A 20,985-nucleotide genomic window follows, 5' to 3' on the forward strand; every position below is an offset into this window, starting at 1 on the left:
GCGGTCGTCGATCGACCCCCGTTGACCTGGGTGGTTAGCCGCGTCCAGCACGTGGGGGGCGGCTCCACCGTTGGCGTGGTGGCCGAGCCGGTCACGGAGCGTCGCCGGCCGTAGGGGCGGGAGCGAAAAGTCGGGCCGTGGTCACGTCCGGTCGCGCCGGACGGCCGTCGGCACGTGATGCCGGAGTCCGTGGCGGGCCATTCGTACCTTGGTGGACGGACCGGGCGGATCCGAGATCGGCTCTTCTTCGGGAGTCCCGGTGGCACTACCGTTGCACGAAGAGTCACCGCATCGGGACGGAGGAGCACGCGTGCGCGAGCTGATCGAGGTCCAACTTCCCTCCGGGCGGTCCATGTGGGTCACCGTGGACTCGGACCAGGAATCACGCGACGTGGGGTTCGGCGAGCGGTTCGCCCAGCTTCCCGGGCTGGCCGAGATCGTCGAGTGGGTGAGTTCCGGGGTGACCGCCGGACTCCGGCACGCCAAGCCGGACCGGCTGACCGCCGAGCTCGGCGTCGAGCTGGCGGTCGGGGAGCGCGGCCTGGTCGCCGCGCTCGGTGGACTCGGGGGCAAGACCGCCGTCAAGGTGACGATGAGCTGGGGGCCGGACGACGACGACCCGGGCACGGAACCCTCGGCCGCGCAACCCCGGTGACGGCATGGCCGTCCAGGACCCGACCGACCAGCTGACCACGTTGCTGAAGGGCTGCCTGGTGCTGGTTTCCGGGCGCGGTGAGGGGAGCGGCTTCTTCGTCGGCCCCGGACTGGTGGCCACCTGTGCCCATGTGGCCGGCGCGACCGGCGACCCTGTCACCGTGCAGTGGCGGGACGCCGCCCTGCCGGGCACCGTCCGCTGGGCCTCCACGCTGAACGGTCGCGGCATCGCACCGTACCCGGACCTGGCGGTCGTCGAGGTGGCCGTGCCGTCCGGCGGCCACCCGGCGGTGTGGCTGGACGACCATCTGCCGGCCATGTCGGCCCGGCTCGTCGTCGTCGGACACGCCCGGACGTACGGTCCGCAGGTCGGCCGGACCTCGGGGTGGTTCGCCCACGGCGGCGACTACGAGGACATGATCCGGCTGACCGGGGACGAGGTGGCGCCGGGGATGTCCGGCGCGCCGGTCCTGAACGCGGAGACCGGTGGCGTGTGCGGCATCACCAAGGCGACCCGGCGGTCGGGACAGCCCTCGGGCGGCGTCGCCGTCCCGGTGCGGGCCCTCCGGGAGATCATGGAACCGGCCCCGTACCGGCGTCTGCGCCGGGAGCACGACGCCTACCACCGACGCAACCGGCGCTGGACCGGACTGGCGGACGACCTCGCGGGTGCGGCGGGGCCGGTCAGCCGCCGGGCCGAGCGGGAGCTGCGCGCGATACTCGCGGGGCTGCCGGCGGCCGACCACGAACAGCACCTGACGGCCTACCGGGCGGTGGCCGGCGAGCTGGCGGTGCCGCCCCGGCACCCCCTGCACGACCACGGCGACGTGATCAGCGAGCTGGCCGGGCTGCTACCGGCCGAGGACGGCTTCCCGCACGTGCTGGCGTACGCGATCGACCTGTCCTTCGTCGTCGCCGACCAGTCCATCGCCGAGTCGTTGCGGGTGTGGGCACGGATGTCCCCCCAGTTTCCCCGGGACCGGGACGAGGCGGCCACCCGGTTGGCCGACGGGCGGGCCGATGTCCCGGACACGGGGACCTCCCGGACGCCGTCGGTGCTGGTGTACGTACGCCCGGCGGGCCAGGACCGGCGGCGCTACCGCTGCGAACTGTGGCGCTACGACGACGGCGACGACATCACGCCGATCGCCACGGACGACCCGGACCGGTCGCTGGACGAGCTGCGCCGGCACCTGCGGGCCCGGCTGCCGGAACTGGCCCGTGGCGGACCCGACGACGGGCCACGTCCCAGGATCGAACTCGTGCTTCCGCACCACCTTCTCGACGAGGACGTCGACCACTGGCTGGAGGCCCCGGACCGTAACCCCTGGTCGGTGATCGGGCAGACGAACCCCGTGGTGGTCCGTGAGCTGGAGCGGTTCGACGAGGACGACGACCGCCTCGGTGCCTGGCGGCGACGCTGGAAGGCGCTCGACGGCCAGGACGTCGGCGCGGTGCTCACCCCGGTCGCCTGCGCGGAACGGCGGGGACACCGGGCCCTGCACGCCTGGTTCCAGCTCGAACCCACGCTGGGCGCGCTCGTGCTGCCGTGCTCACCGCAGGAGGCGCCCGCACGCGCGGCGCTCGAGGTCGGGCTCCACTGTGGCATTCCGATCATGGTGTGGCGTCGACGCGGGTGCACCGGGCAGCCCGAGGTCTCGCATCGGGACTGCCCGGGCAGCCGTCTCGCCGAAGCGGTCGTGGCCGAGTTCGGCAAGGCCGGCCGGGAGGACGTCCCGGAGCGGGTCATGCGACTGCGCAACCGGGCCGGCGCCGACGGGCATCCCGAGTGCGGACACGACGTCGTCCTGTTGTGGGACGACCCGGGCCGCCGGCTTCCGCGGCCACGGATGGCGCCACCGACGGGGGAGCGGTCCATTGGGTGAGTTCCTCATCTATCGAGGCACCGGGGTCGCCGACCGCGACGACGACCGGATCCTGCGGCGGGCGGAACCCCCACCGTGGCGGGTGTTCGACGGGGAGCCGCTGACCCCGCTGGACCGCGACGCGCCGGTGGGCCGCAAACTCCCGTACCGGACCAGGACAGTGCCCTACCAGGCCGACGAGGACACGGTCAGACTGGTCAACGTCGCGCTCCACCTGCGTCGTCCACTGCTGGTGACCGGTCATCCCGGCACGGGCAAGTCCACCCTGGCCTATGCCGTGGCGCACGAGCTGCGGCTCGGCCCGGTGCTGCGGTGGTCGATCACCAGCCGCTCCACCCTGACCTCGGGCCTCTACCAGTACGACGCGGTCGGACGCATCGAGGAGGCCAACGCCCGCCAGGCCGGTCTGTCGACCTCCGGAACCGCCCCGGCCATCCCGGAGCCGGACGCCGCGAGCGGCAGCGGGAGCGAACCGGGTCGGTGGGGTCCGGTCGACATCGGCAGGTTCCTCCGGCTGGGGCCGCTCGGCACCGCCCTCGCCCCGTACGCGTCGCCCCGCGTGCTGCTCGTCGACGAGATCGACAAGAGCGACATCGACCTGCCCAACGAGCTCCTCGACGTGTTCGAGGAGGGTGAGTACGCCATCCCGGAACTGCAACGGATCGCGGACCTCGTCCCGCAGGTGCGGGTGCGCCCGGCGGACAACGGCGGTCCGGTGACCGTGAACGACGGGCGGGTCCGCTGTCACGAGTTTCCGTTCATCGTCCTGACCAGCAACGGGGAGCGCGAGTTCCCGCCGGCCTTCCTGCGCCGTTGCGTCCAGCTGGACCTGGCCCAGCCGGACGAGCGGCGGATCGCCGCGATCGTCCGGGCGCACCTGGGAGACGCCGCCCTCGCCGAGGCGGCTGACCTCGTCGAGGACTTCCTGGCCCGCCGCGAACAGGGGCAGCTGGCCACGGACCAGCTGCTCAACGCGGTGTACCTGCTTCACCGGGCCAGCGGCGACGGCCGGCCCGACCGGGACGAACTGGTCGACGTGGTCCTGCGAGAGCTGAGCGGTCCGGGGTGACCGCACGGATCGACCGCCTGCTCGCCGTCCTCGACGCCGCCGGCGTTCGGTTGACCCCTGCCGAACTCGCCGAGGCGATCTGGCTCGCCCTGCGGGTGGACGTGACCGGGCGGATGTCGGCCCCGGCCGTCGACGCCTCCACCGGTGGGTCCACGCAGAACCCCGAATCCGGTGCGGCGGACTCCGTGCCGGGGCCGGCGTCTCGTCCGGCCGACCGGGAGCAGGTCGACCTGCGCCTGCCGGTGCCCACCGGCGAGAACCCGCAGCCGGCCGACCGGGTGACCGGAGCGTCGGGTGACCCGGCCCGGCAGGGGGCGGACGGACCGGCATCGCCGGTGCCCGGCACCCCCGCCGCCGTCCCGGGGGGCGGGGATGCCGACGGCGGGCCGAGCGTGGCGGCGGTGCCCGGCTGGCCCCTGTCGGTGCCCACCGCCAGCGCGCTGCCGGAAGGTGGACAGGTCCTGCGCGCGCTGCGCCCGCTGAAGCGGCGCGTCCGGTCCGGCCACCGCGCCACCCTCGACGAGGTGGCCACCGCGTGCCAGATCGCCGAGCGTCGGCTGTGGACGCCGGTCTGGCAGCCGGCGACGGACCGCTGGCTGCACCTCACCCTCGTGCTGGACCGCAGCTCCGTCGACGGGGTCTGGGCGCGGCTGGGGCACGAGGTCCGGACTCTGCTGGAACGGCTCGGGGCGTTCCGGACGATCCGGGTGGTGCACCTGGGCCTGCGTCCCGACGGGACCATGGGTGTCACCCCGCGCGCCCGGCCCGGCGGATCGGGCCCGACCGTCGTACCGCGCTCACCAGCGGGTCTGACCGACCTGACCGGTGACCACCTCGTCCTGCTGCTCAGCGACTGCGTCAGCCGCCCCTGGCACGACGGTGAGATGTCCCGGGTGCTGGGGCACTGGGCCCGCCGCGCTCCCGTGGCGGTCCTCCAGCCGTTGCCGGAGCGGCTGTGGTCCCGTACCGGTCTCGATCCCGTACCCGGCCGGCTGTCAGCCCCGCGTGCCGGCGCGCCGAGCGCGGCGTACGGGTTCACCTCCGCCTGGCGGCGGCGCGACCTGCCGGAAGGCAGCGGGCCGGTGCCGGTCCTGGAACTCGACCCGCGCTGGCTACGCCCCTGGGCGAACCTGGTCGCCGGCCGGACGGTCGGCGGCATCGACGCGATCGCGACACCCGCCGGTGTGTCGGTCACCGGCGGTCCGGCGGGTGGCGCGGATCCGAGCGAGGCAGCGCAGCCGCCGGCCGAGCCCTCTGCGGAGCGGCGGGTACGGGAGTTCCGGGCCGGAGCCTCGGTCCCGGCGTACCACCTCGCCCGGTACCTGTCGGCGGCGGTGCCGCTCAACCTCGCGGTGATCCGCCTCGTGCAGGCCGCGATGGTGCCCCGGGCCCGCCCGTCCCACCTGGCTGAGGTGCTGTACGGCGGGCTGCTCACCCCGGTGTCGTCGGGCGGCGCGGCGGACGACGAGCAGCACTTCGAGTTCCATCCGGGCGTACGTCAGGTGCTGCTGGGCACGCTGCACCGGGCGGAGGCGGGCCGGGTGCTCGCCGACGTTTCCGGTTTCGTGGAGCGGCACCTGGAACGGACCGGAGCGTCGTTCACCGCGGTGGTGTCCGCGCCGGTGGGTGGCCTGACGGTCCCGGCGCTGCGTCAGCCGTTCGCGCAGATCCGCGCCGAGGTGCTGCGCAGGCTGGCCGGGCGTACGGGCCCAGCCGGTGACGCGGAGCCGGCGGGCGGCCCGGGGCCGTCGACGGGTGTCCCGGCGCGGCGGACGCGGCCCGGTCCGGCGGCGGCAGCCCTCGGCCGCCTGACGATCCTGCACCTGACCGGGTCGACGCCGAACAGGGCAGACGGTCCGGCTGGTGGCGACCCGGCTGGTGCCCACGTGGACGACCCGGACGCGCCGGGCGGCGCGGGCGATTCCGGGGCCGCGTCGGGACGGTTCGGCCCACTGCTCGACGACCTCGTGGCCACGTGCCGCCGGGACCGGATGAAACCGGACCTGGTCGTCGTCACCGCCGGCCTGACCCGGCGGGCCACCCCGGCGGAGTACCAGGTGGCGTACCGACTGCTGGAGGACGTGCGGACGCGGCTGGGCCTGCCCACCGGCCGGATGGTCGTCGTCCCCGGTCTGTCCGACGTCAACGAGGGCCGGTGCCGGGCACACTTCCTGGACCGGGCGGCCGACGGTGCGGAGCCGGTCCCGCCGTACTGGCCGAAGTGGGAACCGTTCGCGGAGCTGACCGCCCGCCTGCCCGGCGCGACGGCGTTCCAGCCGCACCAGCCGTGGCAGCTGCTCCCGCTCCCCGCCGCGCGCACGGTGGTCGCCGTACTGAACTCCACCATGTCCGTGAGCCACCTGCCCGGCGAGCGGTTCGGCCGGCTCGGTGACGCCCAGCTGCGGTGGTTCGCCGACCGGCTGCGCGACTACGAACGTCGGGGCTGGCTGCGCGTCGGCGTCCTGCACCACGACCCGACCGACGGTGCGGACGACTCGGGACTGCGCGACACCGGCGCGCTCACCCGCCTGCTCGCTCCTCAACTCGACGTGGTGTTGCACGGCCACCGGGGCGGCGTACGCGAGATCGGCCTGACCGGGGTGCCGGCGGTCGGTCTGCCCGACGCGGACGCCTCCACGCCACCGGACGCGGACCGGGCGGGGACGGCCGGCGGGTACCGCTACCAGCTGGTCGACCTCCGGCCGGGAACGCTGCGCGTGCTGCCGCGCGGCGACGGCGAACGGCCGGGCCGGACGGGCGCGCCGGCCGCCTCGCACGCCTTCGGCGACCACTGGTGGCCATCCGAGCCCGGTGATCCGGACACCGGTGCGCCGGGCGGCGACGTCGACGACCTGACCGACGGAACCCGAACCGACCTGGTGGCCCGGGTGGCCCGGGCGTACCGGTCCCGCACACCGGGTGCCCTCGTCGCGGAGCACCGGTGGCCGGGTGCGTCCCGCGACGCGCCCGTGGCCGGCTACCTGGTGGTCTCGCCGGCCGGCGACCACCTCTCCGCTCCGTACCGGATCGGTGTGTTCGACGGCGAGCCGCGCGCGGAGACCGTGCGGCGGTTCCTGGACGACGTGGTCCGGCCGGCGGGTCCGCACCGGGACGCCACGCTGATCTGCCGCTCGGCGCCGACCGACCCCGGACTCCGGGAACAGGCCCTCGGCCAGGGAGTCCGGCTGGTCACCTTCGCCGACTTCGAACTCGGCGACGACGTGCTCGGGTACGCCGAGGGTCGGGCGGCGTGGCTCGCCGCCGACACGGCGTTCCCGGCCACCTGGTACGTCCCGCAGCCGTACGTCCTGTTCGACCCCGTCACCGGATCGGCCCCGCCGGCTCGGGCGGCGGTCGAGCCCGCGCCCGACCTGCTGGCCCGCCTCCGTCACTGGCTCGCCGCCCCCGAGGGGCAGATGATCGCGGTGTGGGGCGACTCGGGAAGCGGCAAGACGTTCCTGCTCCGGGAGTTGGCACGTCGGTTGTACGCCGACCATGACCCGGTCGTGCCGATCCTGGTGGACCTGCGGAGCCTGGACCTGCGGGTCGGCCTGGCTGAACTGATGGCGATCAACCTGGCTCGGGGCGGCGTACGTCGGGTGGACCTGGACCTGAGCCGGTACCTGCTGCACGAGGGGCGCGTCGTGCTGTTGTGCGACGGGCTCGACGACTTCGCGGCCCGTACCGCCCACGACAAGCTGCGGGACTGGGTGGCCGGCTGGGAGGCCGGCGCGCGGATCTGGCCCGGCCGCAGCAAGGTCGTCCTGGTGGGTCGGGACGCCGACCTGCTCGCCGACGCGCTCGGCCCGTACGCCACCGGGGACCCGACCGACGCGGCGGTTCGCTGGGTCCGCCTCGTCGGCCTGGACCGGGAGCGGATGAGCGACTTCCTCGCCCGGCGGCTCGGCGGCCCGGAGCGGGCGCGGGTCCGGCTGGAACTGCTGGGGCGGGTCGGCGGCCTGCTGGGGATGGCCCGCAACCCACGAATGCTCGCCTTCATCGCCGACATCGACGAGCAGCGGCTGCGCGCCGCCGCCTCCGGTGGCGGCCGGGTCACCGTGGCGGACCTCTACCGGCGGCTGATCAGCGAGTGGCTCGACGGGGAACGTCGGCGTGCCGGCGTCGACGACGGCGTCGGCCTGCCACCCGTCGAGGACCTGGAGCGCGCGGCGACGTACCTGGCCCGACGGCTGTGGGAATCCGGGGAGCCGGCCCTCGGCGCGGACGCGCTCGGCGCGGCGGCCGACATCCTGACCCGGCTCGGGGCCGCCCGGGGTGACGGGACGTCCGGTCGCCGGGAGACCGCACGGCTGCTGGGCGCCGGCACGCTGCTGGTACGCGATGCGGCGTACCGCTTCCACTTCGTCGACCACTCGGTCCTGGAGTGGCTGGTCGCCCGGGAGATCGCCGACCACCTGGATCCGGAACACCCCGCCGGTCGGGCGCGCGGGCTGCTGCGCCGGGAGCTGTCCCCGCTGCTGGTGGAGTTCCTGTGCGACCTGGCCGGGCACGGCACCGCCCGCCGGTGGGCGCGGGCGGTGCTGGCCGATCCGGCCCTGCCCGTGGAGGTCCGGTCCGCTGCCCGCCGGGTCCGGGACCACCTCGACCGGGTCGGTGCGGGTGGTCCGGATCAGCGGGGGGCCGCCGGCTCACCAGAGCCGCCCACCGGCGGCGACCGGTCGTAGCGCCGGGACGTACGGGTCGAGTTCGCCCGGCTCGAACCGGCACATGCCGATGGCGTACCAGTACTCGCCGTGCGGCTGCCCCGCCAGGACGTACCGCTGGTCGTCGAGCAGGACCGCCGAGCCGCCGGCGGCCAGCGGTACGAGTACCGCGTGCGGCCCCGCGCGGGTGGTGTCCCAGAACCGGACGGCCCGATCGCCGCCGGCAGTGGCCAGGTGACGGCCGTCCGGGGTGTAGGCCAGCGCGCAGATCCAGCCGGCGTGGCCGGTGATCGTGTGGGTGAGTCGGCCGGTGGCGGTGGCCCAGATCCGGATGACGCCGTCGGCACCGGCGCTGGCCAGGTGGTATCCGTCCGGGGAGAACGCGATGGCGGTGACCGCACCGTCGTGTCCGGAGAGGGCGCGCGGCGGCGCGGCGGCGTCGACGCCCCGGATCCGGATCGTTCCGTCCTCGTCCGCGCTCGCCAGGTGGCGTCCGTCGGGGGAGAAGGCGATCGCCCGGACGGTGTTGGCGTGCCCGGCCATGACCTGCCGCCGGCCGGTGGCGAGATGCCACACCCGGACGGTGCCGTCCGTGCCGGCGCTGGCCAGGTAGTGCCCGTCCGGCGAGAAGGCGATGGTGGTGACTCCACCGTACCGCCCGGCGAGGGCACGGACCGGACCGTGGCCGGCGACGTCCCACATCCGGATCGTGCCGTCGATCCCGGCGCTGGCCAGATGCCGTCCACCGGGCTCGAAGGCGATCGCGCGCACCGCCCCGATGTGCCCGGTCAGGGTCACCTCGAGTTCCGCCGTGGCCGGGTTCCAGACCCGGATGCCGCCGTCGTGGGCGGCGCAGGCGAGGTAGCGGCCGTCGGTGGTGACGGCGAGGGCGGTCACGGCGGCGTCGGGGCCGCCGGGCTCGGACAGTACGCGGGGCTGGTCGCCGACCACCGGGCTCCAGATCCGTACGGCGCCGTCGCCCGATCCGACCGCCATCCACGCGTCGCCCTCCCGGGGCGGGAAGCACAGCGCCCGGGAGTCACCGCCGCCGCCCCGGAGCGTGCGCGACAGCCTGCCGTCGGCGGTGTCCCAGACCCGGACGGTCTCGTCGTCGCCCGCGCTGGCCAACTGCCGACCGTCCTGGTAGTAGGCCACGGTGTGGACGGTGCCGGCGTGGCCGGTGAGGGTGTGCAGCGCCTGGCCGGTGCCGCCGTCCCAGACCCGGATGGTGCCGTCGTCGCCGGCACTGACCAGCCGCCGCCCGTCGGGGGAGAAGGCGAGGGTGCGGATCCAGCCGGTGTGGCCGGTCATGGTGTGCGCGATGGCACGGGCGGTCAGGTCCCACACGTGGACGCGCCGGTCGTCACTGGCGCTGGCGATCCGGTCGCCGGACGGCGCGTACCCGACCGCGTGGATGGTGCCGGTGTGTCCGGTGAGGGTGTGGACGGTGCGGCCGGTGGTGGTGTCCCAGATGCGGATGGTCTCGTCGTCGCCGGCGCTGGCCAGGTGCCGGCCGTGTGGGCTGTAGGCGATGGTGCGGATCCGGCCGGTGTGTCCGGTGAGGGTGTGGACGGTGCGGCCGGTGGTGGTGTCCCAGATGCGGATGGTCTCGTCGTCGCCCGCGCTGGCCAGGTGCCGGCCGTCGGGCGGGTAGGCGACGGCCCGCACCGTCCCGGTGTGCCCGGTCAGCACCCGAAGTGGGGCCCCGTTGCCGGCGTCCCACACCCGGATGACGCCGTCCTCACCACCACCGGCCAGCAGTCGTACCCCGAAGGCCACCGCGACCGCGTGCACGACGGCGGACGACGCGATCTGCGGTTCGGCGGCGGCGTCGTCGGGCAGCGCGGCACCGAGCGTGTCGACGCCGTGCAGCGCCTCGCCGCCGGCCCCGGTCGCCGCCACCAGAGCGGCCCGACGCAGCCGCGCGTTGGTGAACACCGCGCCGGTGAGGTCCGTGCCGAGCAGCCGCGCGCCGGTCAGGTCGGCCTCGGTCAGGTCGGCGTCGCGCAGCGCGGCCCGGTCCAGGCGGGCTCCGGTGAGGTTGGCCTCGGTCAGGTTGGCCCCGGTCAGGTTGGCACCGACCAGCCGGGCGCCGGTCAGGTCCGCCCCGGTGAGGTCGGCGCCCGCCAGGAAGCGGGCGGAGAAGTCCTCCCCGCGCAGGTCGAAGCCGGGCATGTGCAGCGGCGACGAGGAGGCCACCCGTAGATGCCGGAGGACCTCCACCGCGTTGCGTCCCACTCCCCGCGCGGTGGACCTGCCGGCCAGGGTCTGCTCCGCCCAGCCGCGCATGACGTCGGGGCCGGCCAGACCGACCAGAAAATCGATCATGAGCGGGGGCATGAACCGTCCGACCAGGCCGGGGGCGGCACCACCGCCGGCGGTCAGCTGACCGGCGAGGTAGTTGGCGATCAGCCACTCGCGTACCGAGTGGTGGACGAAGGTGAAGCGTCGCTCGCCGTACCGGACCAGCAGGGTGCTGGAACCGAGCAGGTGGGCGCTCTCCTGCGGTTCCAGGGCGGCTGTCTCCCCGACCGCGGTGGCGGTGAGCTGGGACAGCGTGGCGGCGGCGGCGCCGAGGTCGTCCAGGCTGAGGCTGTCGTCGGGGGAGTCCCACAACCGCAGCGCCAGATGGGTGACGGCCTCCCACAGGTCCGCCTCACTGGGAGCGAGCGGACCGAGCCGACCCAGCCGACCGGTCTCGTAGGCCAACCAACGGCCGAGGACCTGCCGGTAGAGGTCGGCGGCGGTGATCCGGTTCCCGGCATCGCTCGCGACGTGTAGCGGCTCCTCACCCAGCTCGGTGATGAACCCGAGCATGCGCGGGTTGCGCGACAGCCCCAGCAGGTCCTTGACGTCGCGGAGCAGGTCGAGGCGGTTTCGGGCGCTGACCGGGTCGCGCAGCTGGTGGGTGAGGAAGGTGAGGATCTGGTCGTCGTCGAAGTCGGCCAGTCGGACGACCCGCCGGTCGGCGCCGAGTTGGGCCCCGAGCGCGGAGAGCACGTCGGCATCGGTGAGGAAGTGCTGGTCCCGGCTGGTGACGATGACCTTGGCCCGTTCCTCGGCGGCCTGCACGATGGTGTCCAGGTGGTTGGTGGCACGGTCGTAGCTGACCCGGGTGGCCAGCTCGTCGAAGCCGTCGAAGAGCAGCGCCACCCGACCCTCGCGTCGCAGGTACCGGAACGCGTCGAGGTCGATCTGCCGCTGGCCGTGCCGGGAGAGCTGGACGGCGACGAGTTCGTCCAGGCTGTACGCCTTCTCGAAGCCGCGCAGGTCGATCAGCACCGGCACCGTCCGGCAACCGTCGTCGCGCATCCGACGGGCCAGCTCACGCAGGAGGAAGGTCTTGCCGTGCCCGAACGTCCCCAGCACCACCACCAGCCGCCCACGCGGCGCGTCGACCCAGTCGCGCAGCCACGCGAGGAGATCCGTGGACGGCGGTGCCTCGGACGGTGCCGGTACTCCGGGCAGGAACTCCGTGTAACGCTGTGGGACGTACCCGGCGGAGGGATACACGGGATCGCTGTCCAGCACGGCGGCCTGGCGCTCGGTGAACCGGTCGAGGTCGGGCCCGAGCTGGAAGTCGGCGAAGGCGACGAGGGCGACGCCCCGCCCCCGGGCCCACTCGCGGAGCTGCTGCTCCGTCACCGCGCCGACGTGCACGAGGCTGGCCGTCCGGCCCGCGCTGCCGACGCGGAACCGGGCCAGCACGTCGGCGAACCATCCGACGTCGTCCCGGGTCGGGGCGCCGGCGCACACGCCGATCGGGTGCTGCTCCGACGGGCCCCGGTCGCCGTGCGCGGAGTCCGGCGAGATGCGCAGGTAGGCGACCCGCGTCGAGCCCGGCTGCCGGACCAGGGTGACGTCGGCCTCGGGGTGGCGCAGGCGGCACACCTCGGCGACCTGGTCCGCGAGCCGGCGCAGCGCCGCCGGTGGCTCCGGGTGGTGGGGGCGGAGCGCCGGCCGGCGCGGGGGCGGATACGGCAGCGGGACCGGCGGGGTGGTGCCGGCCGGGTGCGGACCGCGCGGCAGCGCGTGCACCCGTAGGTGATCCGGATGCGCCTCGACGAGTTGCCAGGCACCGCTCCCACCGCCGATCACCGGTACGCCACCCGGGCGCAGGAAGGCCGTGGCGGGCTCGTCCGGCTGACCGTGCACCACCAGGTCCAGGTGCGCGCCGAGCGCGTCGACGAACCGGTCGGCGTCGGAGAGCCGACCGGTGGCGCCCTCCGCACCGTCCGGCCGGTGGTGCAGCACGCCGATCCGCAGCCAGTCGCGCCGGGCGGGCACCGACAGGTGGTCGGCGAACCAGTCGATCTGCTCCGCGCCCAGGTGGCCGTACTCGTCGTGCGGCAGGTGGGTCTGGGCCATCGTGGAGTTGAATCCGGCGACGACGACGCCCAGGTCGGGATATTCGGTGAGGGTCCAGGGCTGGTCCCGGGGCAGTTCCGTGCCGTGGAACCGGCGGATCATCGTGGCGAAGGGCTGCCACTTCTCCCAGTACGGCGGCGTCGGCTGTTCCTCGTCGGCGGCGCACTGGAGGAAGTAGGCGTGGCACTTGAGGCGGTTGACGTCGCTGCTGCCCGGAACCAGCACGATTCTTCGGTGATCGATTCCGAGTGCGTCCCGCAGGGCCCCCAGGATCTGGTGCGCGATTTCGTATTCCGCGGAGGTCGCGCGTTCGGCGAGATTGCCGGCGATCATCACCAGGTCCGGGGGGCGGGTCGCGCCCGAAATTTCCAGACGGCGGAGCAGGGCGGTGGTCATCTCGTGTGGAGTCCGCGTTCCGGCCTGCGGGGAACGCATCGTGGCCAGGAAGTCCCGGCAGTGCAGGATCATGATCGGCGACGTGGTGTAAACCGGTGCCCCCCCACTTCCAGGAGTCTTCCCGGAGCCGCCAACGGGCGGCCGGACGCGACGGGACGCGTCCGGAAGCACTCATAGCTGACCATGGGCGATACCGAGCCTACCAATTTGCGATGATCCATAAGTCTGGCATTCCAGTATGCGCCTTAGGTGTCACTTGTCCCTAATGTTTCGTCTGTTGATCAAGTGGTGTCCGGGATATGCTTCGGCGCGGGAGAAGGTCCGTTCCGGAGATCGGCCGCACGCGCGGGCGAGCCTGCTGAATCACCCAGCATGAATGAACGGTGGTTGCCGATCAATGAGACTCCAGCCGCGCCAGGAATTGTTGTCGGTATGGAAGGCGATATCCCGGTGGTGCGGCTCGGGGCAGGAATTCTCCTGGGGTGACCGGGCCGGTCGCAACTCCATCAGCGACGCCGAGCTGCTGCTCTGTCTCCTGCTGCCGCCGACGAAACTGCCCGGCATCCGCTTCGACCGTCCGGACGAGACCAAGCCTGACGTCTGCGCCGCGCTGGCCCCGTTCGGCAGTGCCGTGGAGATCCCGCAGCGGGTCGTCCGGCTCATCGGGGAGTACCTGCAGGACTACACCGACTCCGAGACCGGGCTGCCGGAGTTCTCCGGCGGCAGCTACCTCAGCACCGCGCCCGAGGAGGAGCGGGAACCCACCGCCGCGCAGCAGAAGCTCGAGGTGGTCGACTCGTACGCCACGTCGGTCGTGCTCACCACGGCCGCCATCGGGTTCGTCCGCGGTTACCGGCGGCAGGTCCAGCGTCCGTCCCACCGCGAGGAGATCGACAGGGTCGAGGCCGCCGCGCAGCGGCGGCTCACCGCCGCGATGGCCGGACTCCAGCGGAGTTTCACGCTCAGCGTCTTCCGGGGCGACAGTCGCGAGGGGCGGGCGCTGTGCGAGACCGTCAACCCGGAGGACGGGTACTCGGCCGAGCTGGTCGCCCGGATCCGCGACTCGCTGGGCGACGTCATGGCCGGCCTCCGTGAGCTGGGTTCGTCCACCGACGAGGTGGACGCCCTGCTGGAGAACCGCGACCTCCTGTTCGAGTGCGGCTGGTCGTGGGGCATCGTCCGGGACTCCGCGCCGGTCAGGACACCGACGACCGTGTACGCCCAGCCCGGCCTCGCCGAGCCGGCCCCGTATCTCTACTTCACCGTGGTGGCGGTGGACGGCATCCGTGACCTCTTCTCCCGGGACACCCGGCTCAAGGGCCTCCTCGACGAGGAACAGCAGTCACTCGCCCGGATTCTCAACCTGCAGTGGGATCTGGCCCAGCGGTACTGGTCCACGATCGCCACCCTCGGGGCGGACCGGTGGCCGGTCGAGGACCTGCCGTGGCGGACGACGGACGAGGAGGAGAGCGACTACTACAGCCTGCTGGTGGTCTCCCTCGTACGCCACGCGCTCATCGACCGGGGCGCTCCCGACGCCGACCTGGCCCGGATCGCCCGGGTCCTCGAGGACCTCGCCGACCGGGGGCGGATCAGACGCCGGCCGCTCGCCGACGATCCCGCCCTGAAGCTGCACCACCCCGGCACCTGGGTCGCCCTGAACGGCAGCGAACTCGCCGGACCGGACGCGCCCCGGCTCGGCTGGCGGCTGGGCGAACTGGGCACCCTGCTGCTCGGTCGGGCACTGGCCGTCGCGGCCCAGGTCAACGACCACCGGCTCCGGGCCCGGCTGCTGCGCCTGGCCGACGAGGCGTGGCGACACCTGGAGCAGCGCCGGCTGCGTGACGGCCGGGGCGCCGGCCTGTGGGACGAGCCCTCGAACGTGTACCCGACGCTGCCCCACCGTGGCTCGCCCAGCTGGTACCACACCACCCGGGTCGTGCAGTGCATGGGCACGGCGGCGGACCTGATCCGGGGCGAGCCGCCGCCCGGCCTGGTGCTGTCGGACGTCGCCTCCGAACTCCTGGTCGAGGCCGAGGATGTCTTCGACGAGGAGCAGCTGCGTGGCTCGGGAGAGGGCGGCCCGGCGCTGCGGGACAGCCTGAGCAGACAGGCGATCGGCCTCCGGCGGGCCCGTCGGTTGCTGCCGACCCGGCCCGGCACGGCCGCCGCCCTGATCCTGGACGTCCTGCGCGAGCTGGACAAGCTCGCTGCGGCCCGGGAATCCGAGGCTGGGGACTAGCGTGCTGGTCTTCGCGGCGTCCGACAAGGGAGGAACCGGCAGGTCGGTCACGAGCTGCAACGTCGTGTACCGGCGTGCTCTCGCCGGCGCCGAGGTCTGCTACCTCGACTTCGACTTCGGGTCGCCCACGGCCGGATCCATCTTCCAGATCGTCGACGCCGCCCGGGGCGTGCGGGAGGGCGGCGGTCTGCACTCGTACCTGATGGAGCAGGACCCGCACGCGGCGGTGGAGGAACCCCGCCGCATCGACGTCTGGAACCGGTCGGCCCGGGCCAGCCTGCGTCAGCGCCCGCCCGGTTCCGGCCAGCTCATGCTCTTCCCCGGCGACCAGGACGGCGGCGAGTTCCGCCCGGACAAGGAGGCCCTGCGCCGATGCGTCCGGCTGCTTCTCGCGCTCGACGAGGAGTTCGACATGTGCCTGGTCGACCTGAGCGCCGGCCGGTCGTACGCGACCCAGCTGGTGCTGGAGGCGACGGCGGACCCGGCGCTGCAGGGCGTGGTCACGCGTTGGCTGGTCTTCCACCGTTGGACCCGGCAGCACATCCCGGCCGCCGCCGGCCTCGTCTACGGAAAGGACGGCATCCTCGACGTCGGTGAGCGCGCCGGCCACGACCGGGAGCGGCTGGCCGCGTCGATCCGGTTCGTCCGCACGGCGGTGGTCGACCCCGACTCCTCCGAACTGCGCGGACTTCGGCCCGCCCAGGTCGCGTGGCTGCGCGACTGCGACCAGGACCTGCGGCGGCTCGCCGCCCGCCACCGGGTCGGACGGCTGGCGCTGCTCGGCTCGGTGCCGCTCGACCCGGTGCTCCAGTGGCGCGAGCAACTGCTCTCGGACAACGACGTCGTCGCCCGGGACATCGCCAACCTGTCGACGGTGGCGGCGTTCGACGACCTCGCCCGGAACCTCGTGGACGACGAGATGTGGGCCACCACATGAGAGCCGACGCCGAGTTCTTCGAGTCGACCGCGGACGCGCGGGTGGAATCCGTTCCGCTGGCGCACCTGTCGGTCGAACTCGGCCACTTCTACTCTCCGGACCTCAGCCAGGACGCCGGCTTCTTCGTCGACCATTTCCGGGGGATCGCCAGATGGGCCGCGACCGCCCGGGGGGCCTGCCAGGACGCGGTTCGGGGGAGGACCGCTCGAATCAGCACCTGCGTCCTGATCGACGATTACTTCGGAGCGCCGGAATCGCCCCGCACGCTGATTCCGAAACTGCTCGGGGCGGCCCGGGAAGGCGGCCTGGAGATCGATTACCTCGCCCGGGAGTCCGGATGCGCCGACCCGGCGGAACCGCCTGACCCCGACCCGGCGGAACCGGCGGAGAGCGCACCGGTCGGCCTGTCACTGGCCGAGCTGGTCGAGGCCCGGATCGTGGAGGATCCACCGCCGGACACCACCGGGGCCCGCCCACCGGTCCGGCACACCGGGTGGCTGTGCAACGGGCAGCGCTCGCCGGCCACGGATCGCCACGAGGCGATGAAGCAACCGGCCCCCTGGCTGCCGCCCGCCGAGAACGCGGCCGTCAACCACTCCGTGTTCGCCGACATCGAACTGTGGCGGGACGACGATCGAGGCCGCGTGTGGTCCTGCGCGATGTTGGCCGCCGTCTGGCAACTGCTGCGGCTGGGCGTCCTGCGGGACAAGGGCCGTCGCGTCGCGGTGCCGAGACCGCTGCCGGACGAACTGCCGGACGACTGGCGCCGGTTGCCCCCGGTGCTGCAGCTCAACCAGCGGGCCGCACCGTTCAGCGCCTACCGGACCATGACCATCTGCGCCCCGCTGTTCCTGCCGGTCGAGAACGCCGTCCGGACGATACTCCAGCAGGTGGCGGTGGACCCCGCGGTGCTCGGCCAGGTCGACGCTCGCGCCGCCGACGAGGGGAACGTCCTGGCGCCCGCAGTGGTCGACCGGATCGAGTACCTGTTCGTGGACACCGGACCGGTGCGCGGTGCTGGTCCTGGGTGAGGTGCAGACCGCTGCCCTGCGGCACTCCGGCAGCGTGCCCCGCGAGCTGGCCGAAGGCGTGCTGGCGCTGCTGGCCGGCGAGCGGGTGCGCGTCTCCGAGCGCCCGATCGGCTACGCGGTCAGCCCGCACACGTTCACCGGCGTGGACTGCCGGCTCGTCGCCCGGACGGGTGCCCGCGTGCGCGGTGTGGGCACGCTCCTGGGGCGGGTCTGCCTCACCGGTGGGCGGGTGTTGCAGGGTTCCGCCGTGACCCGGGTCGAGCCGGTCGGGGGCGGACACCGGCGGGCGTGGTCGCACTACCTGGCGCGGCCGGGCTTGGTGGAGACCCTCGGCCGGACCGACCTGCCCGGAACGGCGGCCGCCCACCTCGCCGCGGACCGGACGTCGTCCACCATGGGCATGGGCGCGCTGTGCAACCGTCTCCTCGCCGAGGTTCAGGGCTCGCCGTTGCTGGACCGGCGCCCGCCGGTACGGGCGCGCCGTACGGTGCTCCGCTGGGCTGCGATGACCGACGAGGAAGCCGAGGGGGTGCGGGTCCGGTTCGCCGTCCACGAGGACGGCCTGCGGACCGTGCAACTGTTGCTGGGCCCGGTGGCGGTGGCCGACATCGTCGAGCTGTGCGAGGATCTGGCGCTGCACGACTGGCTGCTGACCGCGTTGCTGTCGGTTGTCGAGCAGAGTCGGATCGGCGTCGACGAACCGGTACAGATCATCCACCGGTTGCGGCCGGCCGTCGACCACCTGCTGCACCTCTGGATGCCGGCGGCTCGACTGGGCGGGTTCGCGCTGTCGGTGTGGGAGGGACTGGACGGCCGGCCCGGGCTGTCCCGGCAGTGGGACGCGTCGGTGCGGCGGATCCGTGACCAGATCGCCATGGCGGCCGCACTGGTTCCCCGACCGGCGGACGTTGTCCCGCTCTTTCGCTAGTGATCGCACCGGCTGCCGGGGCTCTTGCCGAGTAGGTTATTTTGTACGCCGCCCTGGGTAACGTAAAGCCGTTTCGGGTATTTGCGGCAAATGCTACGCAGGCGTTAGCTTGTGGTTATGTCTCCAGGCTGATCAGGGACTGCGTGTCGCGTTTTCGCGCATGAGAACGGTAGGTAGCGGTGGTACAGACCGAAGGTGCCGTGGCCGAGCGGCGAGCCGCAGCCGGCGCGGACGCCGACGCGACCGGCCTGCCGGACAACCCGGACCCCATGCCGTCAGGGGCCGGCCCGACCATCGTCCCGCTGCACGACGGGGAGCAGATCGAGGCCGCCGCCGAGCTGCTGTGGACGGTCTGGGGAGCCAGGACCGACGCCGAGCGCAGCGAGTTGATCACCGTCAGCCTGCTCCGGACCCTGTCCCACTCGGGCAACTACGTGGTGGGCGCGTACCACGACGGGCACCTGATCGGCTGCACGGTGGGGATGTTCGGCGCGCGGACCGGCCGCCCGGACCACCTGCACTCCTACATCACCGGGGTGTACCAGCCGGACCGCAACCGGGGCACCGGGCTCGCGCTCAAACGGCATCAACGCCGGTGGGCGCTGGAGCGGGGCATCGACACCATCACGTGGACGTACGATCCGCTGGTCTGCCGCAACGGCTACTTCAACCTCTGCAAGCTCGGCGCCGCGATCACCGCCTACCGGCCGGACTTCTACGGCCGGCTCGACGACGGCGTCAACACCAACGAACGCACCGACCGGCTCCTGGTCGAGTGGGACCTCCGTTCCGAGTGGGTCGAGCGGGCCATGACCGGCGAGCCCGGGACGATGCGCCGGTATGCCCAGGTGCTGCCCGGCGCCGAGCTGATCGCGGTGCCGGACGACATCGAGATGCTCAGGAAGAACGACCACAAACGGGCGCAGCGCGAGCGGTACGCGGTACGGGACCGCTTCCTGGCGCTGTTCGCCGACGACTACCGGGTGGTGGGCATGACCAGGAACCACGAGTACGTTCTGCTGCCGGCCGCCACGACCCCGTCGTACGAGCCGTGAAACTCACCCGGATCGAGCTGCACTGGGTGCGGCTGCCCCTGGTGGCACCGTTCCAGACGTCGTTCGGCACGGAGCACGACCGCGAGGCGCTCCTGGTGAAGGCGGTCACGCCGGACGCCGTGGGCTGGGGTGAGTGCGTCGCCATGCCGGAACCGGGCTACTCGGCCGAGTACGTCGACGGGGCCGCCGACGCGTTGGTCCGCTTCCTCATCCCCGCGGTCGGTGCCCTGCCGACCGTCACCGCGGCGACGGTCGGACACGCCCTCACCGCGGTCAAGGGGCACCCGATGGCGAAGGCGGCGCTGGAGATCGCCATCCTCGACGCCCAGCTCCGGCAGGCCCACATGCCGCTGGCCGAGTACCTCGGCGCCGTCCGGCCGGCGGTCCCGGCCGGCGTGTCCGTCGGCATCATGGCGTCGATCCCGGAGCTGCTCGACGCGGTCGACGGCTACCTGGCCGCCGGGTACCAGCGCATCAAGCTGAAGATCCAGCCGGGGTGGGACGTGGCCCCGGTTCGCGCCGTACGCGAGCACGTCGGCGACGCGGTGGCCGTGCAGGTGGACGCGAACGGGGCGTACACCGTGACGGACGCCGCCCACCTCGCCAAGCTCGACCCGTTCGACCTGCTGATGATCGAACAGCCCTTGGCCGAGGACGACCTGCGCGGGCACGCCGCGCTGGCCCGCCGACTGCGCACGCCGATCTGCCTGGACGAGTCGGTCACCTCTCCGGTGCGCGCCGTCGAGGCGATCGAGTCGGGGGCAGCGGCCATCATCAACATCAAGCCCGGCCGGGTCGGCGGGTACCTCCAGGCCCGGCGGATCCATGACGTCTGCGCCGCGCACGGCGTGCCGGTGTGGGTCGGCGGCATGGTGGAGACCGGCATCGGTCGGGCGGCCAACGTGGCGCTGGCGGCCCTGCCGAACTTCACGCTGGTCGGCGACGTGTCGGCGTCGGACCGTTTCTTCGCCCGGGACATCACCCCGCCGGTCGTCATGCGGGACGGCTGGATCGAGGTGCCGACGGGACCGGGGATCGGGGTGGAACCGGACGAGGCCGCGCTGAAGGAGGCGTCCCTGCGCAGCACGGGCATCGACCTCTGACGCGACCGGGGGAGAACGGCATGCCCCCCGGTGCCACGTCCGCCGTCAGCCGAGCCGGTGCCGGGTCGTGTACCGGGCCGCCTCGACGCGGTTCCGGGCGCCGATCTTCGCGAACGCGTTGTTGATGTGGGTCTTGACGGTCGTCTCGGCGACGAACAGGGCCGCCGCGATCTCCGCGTCGGTCCGCCCCTGGGCCAGCTGGCCGAGCACCTCCGCCTCGCGCTGGGTCAACCCGTCCGGCAACCGGTCCCGGGTCGGCGGCTGCGCCGACCGGTTCATCGCGTCGACGAGCCGGGCGGAGACCACCGGGTCGAACACGGAGTGGCCGGTGACCGCCGCCCGCAGCGCCATGCCGATCTCGGCCCGCCCGGCGTCCTTGGTCAGGTAGCCGCAGGCTCCGGCCGCGAGCGCACCGGCGATCGACTCCTCGTCGGCGTAGGTGGTCAGCACCACCACCGCGACGTCCGGGAACCGCTCCCGGATCAGGCCGGTGGCGTCACCCCGTCGAGGACGGGCATCCGCAGGTCCATCAGGACCACGTCCGGCTTCCGGTCGGCGACGAGGTCGAGCGCCTGCGCGCCGTCGCCGGCCGCCCCGACGACGGTGACCCCGTCGGTGAGTTCCAGCAGGGCGGTCAGCCCCACCCTGCCTC

The 20,985-nt window shown here is 73.4% G+C and carries 13 protein-coding genes; 10 read left to right on the top strand and 3 right to left on the bottom strand.

The window, feature by feature from the left end:
- Positions 1-310: 310 nt before the first annotated feature.
- The 4 genes from ACIBJE_RS17530 to ACIBJE_RS17545 are packed head-to-tail and all read left to right on the top strand — an operon-like array spanning position 311 to position 8,294.
- Positions 311-655, top strand: a complete 345-nt coding sequence (locus ACIBJE_RS17530) for a CU044_2847 family protein (RefSeq protein ID WP_396749379.1) — start codon at positions 311-313, stop codon at positions 653-655.
- A gap of 4 nt (positions 656-659) precedes the next feature.
- Positions 660-2,540 carry a trypsin-like peptidase domain-containing protein gene (locus ACIBJE_RS17535; protein ID WP_396749381.1) on the top strand — a complete coding sequence of 627 codons (1,881 nt, stop codon included), beginning with the start codon at positions 660-662 and terminating at the stop codon, positions 2,538-2,540.
- Complete coding sequence (locus ACIBJE_RS17540; protein WP_396749383.1) at positions 2,533-3,609, top strand: AAA family ATPase; 1,077 nt, start codon at positions 2,533-2,535, stop codon at positions 3,607-3,609. The genes ACIBJE_RS17535 and ACIBJE_RS17540 overlap by 8 nt, the downstream gene beginning before the upstream one ends.
- Positions 3,606-8,294, top strand: a complete 4,689-nt coding sequence (locus tag ACIBJE_RS17545) for an SAV_2336 N-terminal domain-related protein (RefSeq protein WP_396749385.1) — start codon at positions 3,606-3,608, stop codon at positions 8,292-8,294. The genes ACIBJE_RS17540 and ACIBJE_RS17545 overlap by 4 nt, the downstream gene beginning before the upstream one ends.
- Here ACIBJE_RS17545 and ACIBJE_RS17550 read toward each other — a convergent pair.
- On the bottom strand, positions 8,259-13,109 hold the full coding sequence (locus ACIBJE_RS17550; protein ID WP_396749387.1) for a pentapeptide repeat-containing protein: 4,851 nt from the start codon (positions 13,107-13,109) through the stop codon (positions 8,259-8,261). The genes ACIBJE_RS17545 and ACIBJE_RS17550 overlap by 36 nt on opposite strands.
- Before the next feature lie 325 nt (positions 13,110-13,434).
- Here ACIBJE_RS17550 and ACIBJE_RS17555 point away from each other — a divergent pair, with 325 nt between their 5' ends.
- The 6 genes from ACIBJE_RS17555 (at position 13,435) to menC (ending at position 20,333) form a co-directional block, all read left to right on the top strand.
- Complete coding sequence (locus ACIBJE_RS17555; protein WP_396749390.1) at positions 13,435-15,279, top strand: SCO2524 family protein; 1,845 nt, start codon at positions 13,435-13,437, stop codon at positions 15,277-15,279.
- Position 15,280: 1 nt separating this feature from the next.
- Positions 15,281-16,216 carry an SCO2523 family variant P-loop protein gene (locus tag ACIBJE_RS17560; RefSeq protein WP_396749393.1) on the top strand — a complete coding sequence of 312 codons (936 nt, stop codon included), beginning with the start codon at positions 15,281-15,283 and terminating at the stop codon, positions 16,214-16,216.
- On the top strand, positions 16,213-17,247 hold the full coding sequence (locus tag ACIBJE_RS17565) for an SCO2522 family protein (RefSeq protein WP_396749396.1): 1,035 nt from the start codon (positions 16,213-16,215) through the stop codon (positions 17,245-17,247). Before ACIBJE_RS17560 ends, ACIBJE_RS17565 begins: the two co-directional genes overlap by 4 nt.
- Complete coding sequence (locus ACIBJE_RS17570; protein ID WP_396749398.1) at positions 17,231-18,175, top strand: SCO2521 family protein; 945 nt, start codon at positions 17,231-17,233, stop codon at positions 18,173-18,175. Before ACIBJE_RS17565 ends, ACIBJE_RS17570 begins: the two co-directional genes overlap by 17 nt.
- 200 nt (positions 18,176-18,375) lie before the next feature.
- Complete coding sequence (locus tag ACIBJE_RS17575) at positions 18,376-19,230, top strand: GNAT family N-acetyltransferase (protein WP_396749401.1); 855 nt, start codon at positions 18,376-18,378, stop codon at positions 19,228-19,230.
- On the top strand, positions 19,227-20,333 hold the full coding sequence (menC, locus tag ACIBJE_RS17580; RefSeq protein ID WP_396749403.1) for an o-succinylbenzoate synthase: 1,107 nt from the start codon (positions 19,227-19,229) through the stop codon (positions 20,331-20,333). The genes ACIBJE_RS17575 and menC overlap by 4 nt, the downstream gene beginning before the upstream one ends.
- A gap of 45 nt (positions 20,334-20,378) precedes the next feature.
- Here menC and ACIBJE_RS17585 read toward each other — a convergent pair whose 3' ends face one another.
- Positions 20,379-20,789 (bottom strand): LuxR C-terminal-related transcriptional regulator, encoded by a 411-nt coding sequence (locus ACIBJE_RS17585; RefSeq protein WP_396749405.1) that lies wholly within the window; start codon positions 20,787-20,789, stop codon positions 20,379-20,381.
- A 26-nt stretch (positions 20,790-20,815) separates the two neighbouring features.
- Positions 20,816-20,977: a response regulator transcription factor gene (locus ACIBJE_RS17590; protein WP_396749407.1), complete on the bottom strand. Its 162-nt coding sequence runs from the start codon at positions 20,975-20,977 to the stop codon at positions 20,816-20,818.
- Positions 20,978-20,985: the final 8 nt, after the last annotated feature.

The sequence above is a fragment of the Micromonospora sp. NPDC050187 genome (assembly GCF_044459745.1).
In the GTDB taxonomy this organism is placed as follows: domain Bacteria; phylum Actinomycetota; class Actinomycetes; order Mycobacteriales; family Micromonosporaceae; genus Micromonospora.